The organism is Capnocytophaga sp. oral taxon 324 str. F0483, assembly GCF_000318315.2.
In the GTDB taxonomy this organism is placed as follows: Bacteria; Bacteroidota; Bacteroidia; order Flavobacteriales; family Flavobacteriaceae; genus Capnocytophaga; species Capnocytophaga ochracea.
The window spans coordinates 1-12,246 of sequence record NZ_KB291508.1 but is presented as its reverse complement, the minus strand read 5'-3'; the positions used below and the strand labels follow the sequence as shown (position 1 = coordinate 12,246).

Genomic DNA, 12,246 nt, shown 5'->3' with positions numbered 1-12,246 from the left:
CTCCTCTGTCTTCCCCTTGGGGGAAGAAGGCGAGAGTGTTGTTGTTAATTCTTTTTCAGCGTACAAAGTTATAAATTCTTTTTGAGATTTCCTACTACTAATAATAAATACTATCAGTCGTCAGACCTTTCTGACTAATCCGACTTATACAATTTGTAGGACTCTCTAACGACTAATTGTTAGCATTTGCTTTGAGTCGAGTGCTCATTAGCAACAGATATAATACTCCTATGCTGAGGACAATAAGGGCTCCTATCTGTGAGCCGTTCATTGCATCGGAAGCTAAGCCCATTGCAAAAGGGAAGATAGTACCGCCAAAGAGTCCCATAATCATCAAACCTGATACTTCGTTTTTCTTAGTAGGGTTCTGCAAGAGGGCTTGCGAGAAAATGATTGAGAATACATTGGAATTGCCAAAACCTACCAAAGCAATAGCGGTGTAGAGCATTGTCTTATCACTGAAAAAGAACAGTATCGCCATTGAGGCTACCATACAAAGCACACTAAGGGTAAAGAAACTCTTAGGAGATACTTTGGTGAGAATATAAGCTCCTGACAAACATCCTATGGTACGGAATAAGAAATACCAGCTGGTGGCAAAAGAGGCTTGGGTAGTGGTAAGCCCTAAACGTTCCATAAAGATAGTGGGCGCTGATGCATTAACTCCTACGTCTATTCCTACGTGGCACATAATACCAATGAAACACAAAAGTACATAAGGGTTGGCAAGCAGTGCAAAACACTCGGCAAAGGTGGCGTTTTTACTGTCGTTTTTCTCTTCTTCAATATGGGTAGCTCCAAGCCACAAGAGGGTTACTACCGAAATAGCTACAAAGAGCAGGAAGAAAAGTCGCCAATCATTGAATTTATCAAAGCAGAAGCTCATCAGCAAGGGGGCAGAAAACGAGGCTATTGCCTTGATAAACTGACCAAAAGTGAGTGAACTTGCGAGTTTGTCACCTTTTACGATGACTGACATCAGAGGGTTTAGTGATACTTGCATTAGCGTGTTACCAATACCAAGCAAGGAGAAAGCTACCAGCATAGTGGTATAGTTGTAGCTGATAAAGGGCACTACCATCGCTAAAATAGTAATCACTAAGCTGAGGAGTACAGTTTTACGACGCCCTATTTTGCTCATCAGTACACCTGTGGGCACTGAGAAAAGCAGAAACCAAAAGAATACCATTGCAGGAAGTGCTTTGGCAGTGGTTTCGGTCAAGCCAAAATCGTCTTTTACAAAGTTAGAGGCTGCGCCTACAAGGTCTACGAAGCCCATACAGAAGAATGATAGGAGTACAGGTAATAAATATTTTAGATAGTTGTTATTCTGTTGCATACTATGAATATATTATTAGTCTCACACACTCCCCTCTCCTTGGGAGAGGGGCAGAGGGAGAGGATTATTATTTCAATTTATAGACAGTTACATTTTTAAGGGTGAGGGTACCTTTGCTAGTGTTGAAGCGGAGAGTATTGTACACTTCGGTAGGAAATACCGCATTGGTTTGTACTACTTCGCCGTTGTTCACAAAGAGTTCGGTTGAGGCTTTATCTACCAATAAGCGTACGGTATAGCTTTTCTTAGCTACCATTGGTGCTTTGATAAGCGTTTCAGCGAAGTTGGCATTGAAAGCTACACTGCTCTTACTGCGGTCTACCGATAGAGTTTTATTAGCGCCGTCAAATAGGTATTTAATAGTTTCACCTTTGGTATTCTCGAGAGCGAATGAGAAAGTATCGGTTTCGTTAGGGGTTACCGTGAAAGTGAGTTCATAAGCTCCTTGATTATTGGGCAAGAAGTTTTCGAACGTTATAGCATCGGAGGTGTTGGTACGTGTTTTATCACCTAAAAGCACTGCTTCACGACGCAAGCTCTCCAACTCTTTTACGGGCTCACTGGCTACTACCAAGTGCTCGCCATTATGCACCAAACGCAAAACGCGGGCAACGGTCATCGCGCTACGGAAATTTTGAGTAGGGGTTTCATTGGCATAATCCCAGTTGCTCATCCAGCCTATGAAGAGACGGCGACCATCGGTGGCGGGAACATTACTCCACGTTACGCCTGCATAATTATCGCGTCCGTAGTCTAACCAAAGCGGATAGTTCATAGTATCGGGGGTGAAGGTTTTGCCATCGAAATTACCGATAAAGTACTGAGTAGCACTTCCGCCGTTAGGTCCACCTGGGTTGATACTCACGAAGAGCACCCATTTGGTTTTTCCTTCATAAGTAAGGGGGAAGAGATCGGGGCATTCCCACACTCCGCCGTGTCCGCCTAAGCCTTCGCCAAATTCACTGAGGCGTGTCCATTCTTTGAGGTTCTTAGAGCCATAGAAGGTAATCGTTTGGGTAGTAGCAAGGCTCATCACCCATTGTTTAGAGGGTGCGTGCCAAAATACTTTCGGGTCGCGGAAGTCGATGATATTGGCATCAGTGAGGACAGGGTTGCCTTCGTATTTGGTGAAGGTCTTTCCGCCATCGAGGCTATAAGCAATAGACTGTGTTTGGCGTTCGCCTGCTGAGGTAAAAATAGCCACCATAGCACCTTTGCCAAAGCCGGCAGTATTCTCGTGATCAATCACAGCACTGCCTGAGAAAATCGCTCCTAACTTATCGGGGACTAATACATAAGGCTTGTATTCCCAATTCACCAAGTCTTTGGAAACGGTGTGCCCCCAGTGCATATTGCCCCAGCGCGCTCCGTAAGGGTTGTATTGGTAGAAGAGGTGAAACACTCCGTCGAGGTATACCATTCCGTTAGGGTCGTTCATCCAGCCGTATTGAGGGGTGAAGTGGTATAGCGGACGGTATTTTTCGTTGTAGTTGAAGTTATATTCAGCCGACTGTTTGATTTCGGCTAAGCCCATATCGGTAGTTTTAGCTACTGCAAAAGTAAGGGTTACTTTTTTGCCTTTGTACGCCTCGATAGCGATAGGCACCCAGTAGTCTATTTTGTTTTGGGCAATGCGAATAGTCATTGGCTCGCCTATAAGGGTACCGTCTACCGATAGTTGAACTTTGTTTTCGGTTGCTTGGTCTTCCACAGGAATGAGCAGGTATTTGTCTTTGGCTTCAAAGGTACGGGTGTAATCAGTCATAAAAACGCTTTTTTGTTTGTTACCTTGTTCGATTTGATCGATGAGGATATGCCCCCATCCGCCACGTTGGTTATCGATAATGCGGATGATTGCTTTCTTGTTTTTATAGGGTTTTACGTCCCAAGTGAGCCATTGTAGGGTTTCTGTTTCGTAGAGAGAACGCGATTGTAGCACACTCTTTCCGTCTACCAAAAGCTCGATGTAGGTATCGGCGTGAGTGCCTCCTCCTATGAGGAAGTTGATGTAATCGCGCTCGATGGTGAACTCTTTGGAGGTTAGAGCTCCTCGAGAGTCGTCGCCGTTGTTGAAGCTATTGGCAAGGTGTTTCCCTTCAAAGCCTGTTACGGGCTGCTGACCGGTATAGCTACCCGTGGCGGGAGTCGCACCAAAGGCGTCGCCTTCTACCGTCCAATTGGCATAAGTGCCCGATTCGAAGTCCTCGATGATGAGGTCATCAGTGTTTTGCTGGCAGGCAGTGAGTGTTAAGACTCCTAATCCTGCTATTAGTTTGTTATTCATATACTTTTTTATATCTCTTTTAATTAAAAGATGGTACAAATATACATTATTTTTATTTGAATTAGCAAATAAGTAAACTAATTCCTCATCTTCATTCCCTCTCACTAAGGAGAGGGAGGAAGCTGAGACTTATAAAGTAATGAAAGTATCTGTTTTTGAGGTAAAAGATAAGATGTTTATACCCGTCCTTCGCCTTAGGTTCGCTTTAGCTTTGCCTTAGACTCATCTTTTCTTCGTTTTTTGTTCGTCTTTTCTTCGTCCTTTGTTCGTCCTTTGTTCGTCCTTTGTTCGTCCATTTGTTCGTCTTTTGTTCGTCTTTTGTTCGTCTTTCCTTCGTCCTTTGTTCGTCTTTCCTTCGTCTTAGGTTCACCTCTTCCTCCTTTTACCTTTTATCTTTTACCTTTTACCTAAAAAGTAAAGTTTGCTGTTCCGTTAGCAAAGATACCCCAAGGGTTTTGGTTCATCTTGTAGCAACGGATAGAAAGGGCTACTGCATCGTTCACATAGATTGCTGCTGCCGAGCCTTCTTGCACTATTTTCACGGTGTATTCCTTGTTGGCGTTCACGGGGAGTTTTATGCTATTAATGGTAGCAGTACCTCCGTCTCTAATCACGCGGTTGAGTTGTAACTCTCCTTTGTTGAGGTTAAGCGTTACGCGGTAGGTTTCATAAAGGTTACCACAAGCGCCAAACATTACCCCAAACTCGGTAGCGGTATTGGCTTTTATTTTGGCAACTATCTTGTTGAAACCACTGCTGAGACGGTCGAATACACGAGTATTATTATCTAACGAAATGCTACCCAAAGAAGCAGATACCGCTTGTTTGCTATCGAACGCGGTAGGCATTTTTACGTTGAGGGTACCATCGCTGTTTTGAGTGAGCTCGTGAACAGCCAAAGAACCTCCCCAGTGATAAGCGGAATTATCTTCGTAATTAATACGCGACGGATTCCACCCCCATATATAGCGGTGAGTGCCGTCGGTAGCGGTTTTTCCGGCATAGAACACACGGTCATCTAAATCTTGTTGTGCAGGGGTAATCCAATTCTTGTCACCTACACGACGGTATCTGTATTGCACACGGCGCACGCTTTCTTCGATGTTAGAGAATATTAAATACTGATAATTCCCTTGTGTAAACACATCGGGGCATTCTACCATAAAGGCAGAAGGGTCAGTATAGAAGAAGGGTGTGTTCGGGTCTTTTGTCCAGTTCTTAAGGTCGGTAGAAGTGAATTGTGCTACGACACCTTTCCATACACCGCTTCCTATATCGGCACGGGTGCTGAGGAGCATCTTGTAGGCATTTCCTTCTTTAAATACAATAGGGTCGCGGAACTCATTGGCATCGTACTTATCAGGAGCACGGAAGAAGTGTTGTGTATCCTTTGTCCACGTTTTCAAGTCGGTAGAGGTAGCCCAATAGATGATTTCTTTGGGGTCTAAATCGCCGTTATGCCCTGTGTAGAAAGCGTAATAGGTATTCCCATCTTTGAATACTGAACCTGTACCGAGGGCATCTTCGTGCGAACCGTCGGCACCACAAGGGATAGCTTCACCATTATCAGTATAATTTACCAAATCAGTAGTGGTAGCACTATACCAAGGGTGGAAGGTTGCAGGTGCTGGACGTTGGTCGTATAGGTAAAAGATATGGAACTTACCATTGTCATAGAACGGCATAGGGTCGCCTACCCACGCATTTTTGGGCTGAAAGAAGTGCTTATAAGTACGACCATAATCTTGTACTGCGTAACAAGTAGAGGCATCGGGAGCCGCATTAGGATCGTTACTACAATATTCTTTTTTTTCACAAGCTATTAAAGCGGTAGCACAAAGTGCCAATGTAAGTGTCTTTTTCATTGTTTATTAATTTAATTTTAACCTCTTTTTAATTATTTAACCTCCTCCTATTCCCCCTTTTTAAGGGGGAAGAAAGGACGGTTATCACATATACGTATGAAAAGAGGTATTTTATGTTTCTATTAATTCGCTAAATATTCTAAGGCGTTGGCAGTGAGCAATTCTATATTGCCCTTATAAGCATTGGCAGGTGAATTGTTTTCGTTATACCAGTCGTAAGCTTCACTACCTATACAGATAGTGCGACCTGCATTGCCTCGTTTGAGGTATTCAAAGATAACAGCGCGATTGCTCATCGTTACGTCCCAATGCAAACTTGCTAATATTTTGGAGCCTGCAGCACTTTGCCAACCTGCAGCATTATGTTCATAATCTCCCCAATCGAAGTTCCAAATAGCATTATGTCCTTTTGTATTTGTTCCTTTAGAAAGAAAGAAGGATATATAATCAACCCCTGACTTTTTAGTCAATCCTTTAAACAATGGGTGGTTTTCATTGCCTTTGTAGCAAAGAGACCAATCTTCACCTACTGTAAATGGAACATTATTTTCACCCCACATATTATTTACTACCTTGCCGTCTAAGGCAATGCCTAAATCGACTACGTATTGTACTGCCCAAGAAGACAATAAGAACGAACCACCGGCAGCATAGAATTGTTTCATCTTGTTTACGACAGCATCTGCTTTGGCTTCAGCAGGCAACTCTTTGTTGTTATCCCAATGCCACCAAATCACTTTATAGTCGTTGAGATTAACTTTGCCGTCCTTGATGTCGCTAAACGAAATGTATTTAGCAGTGTCGTAATTTTCGGCAAGCCAAGTGTAAGCCGCTTTCTCGTCTTCATCGGCTATAGCAGATGCACTGTTAGCTGTACCTACAAAGGCAATAGGTGCAAAGTTAGTAGGGATAATCTCTACGCTATACACAAAGCTTTTTCCACGATAACTCATAGTATAAGTAACGCTTTGAGTAAAGTTTTGGGTAACTCCCGAAGCAGGGCTCACAGTAGCATTAGGTGTTGTGCTGAAGGTGGGGGTAAGCGCAGTAAGACTTTCACCCTTAGGGTATTTCACGCTTATCTTACCCGTACTGTGGTCAATCGTAGCTTTGTATTTGCCAATAGCAAAATTCTCTAACTGTGGATATTGAGCGGTAACAGTGTAATCCCAATAGAGGTTACCGTTGAAAATACGGTATTTGGCACCTTTGCTCAAATCGACATTCGTTCCTGTAGTAGGCACTGAGGTAGCTCCCTCGGGCAATGAGAGGGAGGTGGTCATTTTGGTAAGATCGGTATTCCAAGGAGCGTACACCGTGATAGTTTGTTTCTCCTCGTCTATAATCCCATCGATACCATCGGCTTGAAAGGCATTAATTTTTGCCTCTTTGTCGTTGATAAGTTCGCCTTCGTGCTTTTCGTCACAGCTGAGTAAGCCGAGCAAAGCTACTACACTGAGGGCGAGTTTGTGTACTATTGTTTTCATATTAGAATCCTGCATTTTGTTTGTAAATACCTTTTACATACCCTATTTGGTTTTGTGGAATAGGGATATACTCATTTTTATTTTTAGTGAAATAAGCACTGCTGAATATCGCTGGACGACGTGTTTTCTCTTTAGTGAAATAGTCGTTGAGCACTTGGTCGGCGATACCCCAGCGTACAAGGTCGAAGAAACGAGAGCCTTCCATAGCAAACTCTAAACGGCGTTCCCAACGGAGCGCTTTGCGAGCAAATTCTTGATTCCAAGTACAGTTTACACCATTTTGATATACAGCTATATCAGTATTGGTAGCGTAAGGAATCATAGAAGTACTTTGTTTAGCGCGTTGGCGCACTTGGTTGATAAGTGACAAGGCTTCGTTGCTACGGTTGAGTTCGATAAGAGCTTCGGCGCGCATTAGGAGTACATCGGCGTAACGGATAAGAATACGATTCTTAGAGTTACCGCGGAAAGGGTTGATATTGCGGAAGCAGGAGCAAGAAGGGTCTACATTCTCTTTGAGTGATGCATAGAAACCGTATACATTGCTATTGCGATTCCAATCATTCTTATAAATCAATTCGGCATTGTACTTATAAGGCAAACCAGGTAAGGCAACGGTGTGGAACAAACGAGGGTCGGCTTTATCACTAGTAGCGTTGTAATCGTTGTTGTTGAAGTTATCGAAATCGGGTAAGCCATTCACTGTTTTGAAAGCGTTTACCAAATTCTGACTTGGTTTATGGAAATCACAGCAACCTAACTTTTGTGGAGCAGAGAGCTGGTCACCCCAGTTGAGGCGTCCGTACTGAGTACCATCGTCCACTGAGTATTGTACCGCAAACATAGATTCTTTACCATTTTCATAACCACCGGGGAGGAAGTTAAACGCAAAGTCATCTTCCAAACCATAAGAAGAACCTAACGCAAAACTTGTATAAGTAAGTACCTCTTGCAAATCTTGGCTATTGATACCTGTTACACTATTGTTTTCTGATTGGCGATACGCTTTGTACAAATAGGCTTTAGCTAAATAAGCTGCTGCTGCATATTTATCAGCTCTACCTTTTTGAGGTTGGGTATTAGGCAATAAGTCGTAAGCTTTTTTGAAATCGGCTACTATTTTTTGCCATTGTTCATCATTAGGCAAAGTGTTAGGGGTGGTTTCGTAAGCACTATCAGGTGTATTCTCATCTACAAAAGGAATATGCCCAAAGATAGTTTTCAACACGAAATAGAAATGACCTCGCAAGAAATACATTTCGCCCATACGCGATTGACGATTTGCTACTTCAGCATCGGAAGCCTGTTGCAAGGCTTTCAGAGCAGTATTGGTACGCGAAATAGCCATATAACACATAAACCAAAAGCGGTCAGCTTCACCAAAAGTAGGGTCGATATTCTGAGCGATTTCATAGAAATGGAAATGCTGGATATCGCTCACGTCTTGACCGCCTTTATAAGCGTCATCGGCACGTACATTACCGTAAATCCAAAGACTAAAAGGTGCATCGTAGTGGTCGTTACCCAAAGACGAATAAGCGGTAGTTACCAACTCATCGGCTTTAGAGATAGCCTCTTTCTCGGTCATAATCCCTTGTGGATTATCGTCTAAGAAGTTGCAACCTGTAAGTAGAGTTGCAAATATTGTGGTGGTATATATTATCTTTTTCATTTTATTATTATTTATCAGACGTCAGACTATTGATAATTTAAAAGCTAGCATTCAATCCCATAGTGAATGTTATTGGGATAGGATAACCATAATTAGGGTTTTCAGGGTCTTTACCTGTAAACGATTTGCTCTTGATAGTAAAAAGATTCTGACCGCTTACATACAAGCGCAACTTGCTGAGCTTAATTTTTTCGGATACTTCTTTAGGTAAAGTATAGCCTAACTGTACGTTACGAAGTTTTAGGTAAGAGCCATTCTCTACATAGTAAGTAGACATACGCCCTTCGTTATTATCATCGGTATAAGCTACACTTGGAATATCGGAATCAGGATTGGTAACAGGGTCGAAAGCATCGAGCAAACGGCGACCTTTATTGGAGTAGGTATCTACCACACTCCAAAAGTCAGTATGCTTTTTCACATCGTTGATAATATCGACATTCTGTACGCCTTGCAAGAAGAGGGTAAAATCGAAGTTTTTGTACTCTAAGTTGAGGTTGAGACCGTAGATAAAATCAGGGTAAGGAGACCCAATCCAAGTGCGGTCGTCTTCGTTTACTACTCCATCGTTATTCAAATCGCGGTAGCGGATACGACCAATACCTTTACCGTTTTGTATAGGGTGCTGATCGAGTTCTTCTTGGGTTTTGAAAATACCATCAGCTACATAACCGTAATAAGATTGATAAGGACGACCTAAGATATTATCCCATTTACCATTTCCGCCATAAGCATTGACTACAGATTCTGGTAATTCAGTAACTTTATTTTTATTGGTTGAAACGTTGGCATTGATATCGTATTTGAGTCCGCCTTTGGTCTCGTTACGATAACCTACTGATACTTCCCAACCTTTGTTTTCCATACCAGCACCATTTACCCATTGGGTAGCACCTTCACCCTTGATACCTGCATAAGGAGGTTCTACCAAGATGTCTTTGGTCTTTTTGATATAGTATTCTACTGAACCGTAGAGATTGTTATTAAAGAAACCGAAATCTAACCCGAAGTTGGTTTGTGTGGTAGTTTCCCATTTGAGATCTTTGTTACCGAGACGACTACGACGGAAACCAGAAGCTAACTGACCAGAGCCTTTTCCTTCGATATCGTAAGAGGTATTCCAAATACCTGTTCCAGACCAAATATAGTCGCCTGTTACCCCATAGTAAGGATCGTAAATATCGTAAATAGAGTAGTTACCGATTTCTTGGTTACCGTTTTGCCCCCAACCGAAGCGCAATTTAATTTCAGAAACGGTATTGCGAATATTCTCCATAAAGGCTTCTTGAGAAAGACGCCAACCCAAGTTGAAAGCAGGGAAAGTACCCCAGCGGTTATCTTTGGCAAAGCGAGAAGAACCATCGTGACGAAGGGTAGCTGAAGCGAGGTATTTGTTATCATAAGCATAGTTGATTTTTCCGAAGAAAGAAAGCAACTTATAACCGGTAGCTCCACCACCTCCTGTAATACCTCCTGTAGCGAGATTAGGCCACATATATTCAGGAGTTTCTAAGGCAAGAGTAGTACCTTTTACAGAGAAGTTTATATCATCTTGTGAGAACATTTCCATACCTGCTAAGGTTTCAAATCGACTCTTGCCAAGCTCGAAGTCGTAGGTAGCTGTATTTGCCCAGTTCCATTTCGTCCAGTGAGATTGTTCGAGTTGAGAGAAGGTTTTTTCTTTGCCTTCTTCCATAAAACCGGAAATATACGAATGGTTGAGTGTACGTTTATAGAAATTACCGTAATCTACCCCAAAGTTAGAACGGATATTGAGCTTATCAATAGGTTTAATGTTTACAAAAGCATTCCCGAACATACGCCAGTAGTTATAACGATTATTCTTATTGTCGTTTACTAAGCGAGCAGGGTTCTGACGGTCGGGCAAACCATTTACAGGACCTCCCCAATGCTTACCGTCTTGAGTGCGTACCGGAATGAAAGGTACGGCTATCATTGCTGCTTCGGTAATTTGGTAAGGTTGCTCTACCTCGCTGGTACGGTTTACAGTGAAGTTTTCACCTATGGTTACTACATCGCCAAAGAGTTTGTAATCGGTATTGATACGCGCAGAGAGGCGAGAGAAATCGGTATTCTTTACCAAACCATCGTTGTTATAATAGCCTAACGAAAGGAAGTAGTTACCTTTATCAGTACCATTGGTAACCGAAAGGTTATAAGATTCAGTTACCCCCATACGAGTGATTTCCTTGAACCAATCGGTATTAGAAGGGAGCATAGGGCTTCCTGTTTTATCAAAATACTGACGTGGATAGTACAAATTATTAAGGGTGCTGTGACCATTGGCATCGGTAGTATAATCGTAGTGAATACCTAAAGCGTTTTGGTTAGGGTCGTTACCACGGTTTACAGCTGCTTTCCAAAGCACTTGTGCATACTCATTAGCATTGAGCATCTTCATACGAGAGTGAAACATCGAAACGGTAGTATAATGGTCGAAATCTACCTTTAACACTCCGTTTCTACCTTTTTTGGTAGTAATAACGATGACTCCATTGGCAGCACGTGACCCGTAGATACTTGCTGCCGAAGCGTCACGCAACACTTGTATACTCTCGATATCGTTAGAGTTCAGCTCGTGCATACCGCCCTGAGTAGGTACTCCATCGATGATATAAAGAGGGTCGTTGTTATTAAGCGTACCGATACCGCGAATGCGAATGGTAGCTTTACCAGCAGGACCCCCATTATCGGTTACTTGCATACCAGCTACACGACCTTGGAGGGCTTTCATAGGGTTGTTTTCGGCAGTAGACATCATCTCGTTTACCTTTACTACTGATACTGCACCGGTAAGGTCGGTTTTACGTTCGGTACGATACCCTACAGAAACGGTAACTCCTTCGAGAGTCGTCACCTCTTCTTCTAAACTTACGTTTATTTCCTTGCGTCCTTTCACGGCTACGGTTTGAGATTTGTAGCCTATATAAGAAAAGACCAAACTATCGGTGGCTGCAACGGGTTGAATGATATATTTCCCGTCGAAATCAGTAGAAGCACCTACTGTTTTGTGCTTCACTACCACACTTACACCCATCATAGGGCTGTTGTCGGATTTTGCTTTCACCACCCCTTTTACTTGTTGGGCGAAAAGAGCGCCCGAACAATTGCAGAGTAAAAGCGATAGTAAAATGCGCTTGTTTATCTTTCTACTCATCATATTGGTATTTGTTTTTTAACAATTGGTTTAATTTTCTTCGTATTGATGAAAATGCGATGTTTTTTCGGAGGCAAAGGTAAGGCAAAAGAAAGCATAGTACTATCAAAAATCGGTCAAACACTATCAAATTTGTGGCTAATTTTTGATAATGGAGAAAAATATATAAAAGTTAATTGCTTAACTATTAGATATTTAAATATTTTTGATAGTAGATGAGTAAAAAGTGATAGGAGGAAATTTCTATTATTTTCGTTTGTGTATTTAAAAATTATAGTAATCTTAAAGAAAATGATTAATGAACAAAGGGAACCTATCCTCCTTATTACCTCTCGCTGAGGAGAAACTACAACGACACTAATACGAACAAAGGGTGGTTTTACAGTAGGTCTACAGTGGCTCTACAGTGGCTCTACAGTGG

6 protein-coding genes are annotated in these 12,246 nt (G+C 42.3%); all 6 read right to left on the bottom strand.

Annotated elements, in window-relative coordinates:
• Window positions 1–172: 172 nt before the first annotated feature.
• Window positions 173–1,339, bottom strand: a complete 1,167-nt coding sequence (locus HMPREF9072_RS03860) for a sugar MFS transporter (RefSeq protein ID WP_034566140.1) — start codon at window positions 1,337–1,339, stop codon at window positions 173–175.
• Window positions 1,340–1,406: 67 nt separating this feature from the next.
• Window positions 1,407–3,623 (bottom strand): GH32 C-terminal domain-containing protein, encoded by a 2,217-nt coding sequence (locus HMPREF9072_RS03855; RefSeq protein WP_034566139.1) that lies wholly within the window; start codon window positions 3,621–3,623, stop codon window positions 1,407–1,409.
• A gap of 407 nt (window positions 3,624–4,030) precedes the next feature.
• Window positions 4,031–5,488 (bottom strand): glycoside hydrolase family 32 protein, encoded by a 1,458-nt coding sequence (locus HMPREF9072_RS03850; protein ID WP_009410618.1) that lies wholly within the window; start codon window positions 5,486–5,488, stop codon window positions 4,031–4,033.
• A gap of 122 nt (window positions 5,489–5,610) precedes the next feature.
• Window positions 5,611–6,990 carry a DUF4960 domain-containing protein gene (locus HMPREF9072_RS03845; protein ID WP_009410617.1) on the bottom strand — a complete coding sequence of 460 codons (1,380 nt, stop codon included), beginning with the start codon at window positions 6,988–6,990 and terminating at the stop codon, window positions 5,611–5,613.
• On the bottom strand, window positions 6,977–8,647 hold the full coding sequence (locus tag HMPREF9072_RS03840) for a RagB/SusD family nutrient uptake outer membrane protein (protein WP_002673155.1): 1,671 nt from the start codon (window positions 8,645–8,647) through the stop codon (window positions 6,977–6,979). Before HMPREF9072_RS03840 ends, HMPREF9072_RS03845 begins: the two co-directional genes overlap by 14 nt.
• Window positions 8,648–8,684: 37 nt before the next feature.
• Window positions 8,685–11,828 carry a TonB-dependent receptor gene (locus HMPREF9072_RS03835; RefSeq protein WP_009410616.1) on the bottom strand — a complete coding sequence of 1,048 codons (3,144 nt, stop codon included), beginning with the start codon at window positions 11,826–11,828 and terminating at the stop codon, window positions 8,685–8,687.
• Window positions 11,829–12,246: the final 418 nt, after the last annotated feature.

Excerpts from the sequence above, each read along its gene's own strand:
- HMPREF9072_RS03855 (WP_034566139.1), bottom strand. The coding sequence starts at position 3,623 with ATGAATAACAAACTAATAGCAGGATTAGGAGTCTTAACACTCACTGCC.
- HMPREF9072_RS03845 (WP_009410617.1), bottom strand. The coding sequence starts at position 6,990 with ATGCAGGATTCTAATATGAAAACAATAGTACACAAACTCGCCCTCAGT.
- HMPREF9072_RS03850 (WP_009410618.1), bottom strand. The coding sequence starts at position 5,488 with ATGAAAAAGACACTTACATTGGCACTTTGTGCTACCGCTTTAATAGCT.
- HMPREF9072_RS03835 (WP_009410616.1), bottom strand. The coding sequence starts at position 11,828 with ATGATGAGTAGAAAGATAAACAAGCGCATTTTACTATCGCTTTTACTC.
- HMPREF9072_RS03840 (WP_002673155.1), bottom strand. The coding sequence starts at position 8,647 with ATGAAAAAGATAATATATACCACCACAATATTTGCAACTCTACTTACA.
- HMPREF9072_RS03860 (WP_034566140.1), bottom strand. The coding sequence starts at position 1,339 with ATGCAACAGAATAACAACTATCTAAAATATTTATTACCTGTACTCCTA.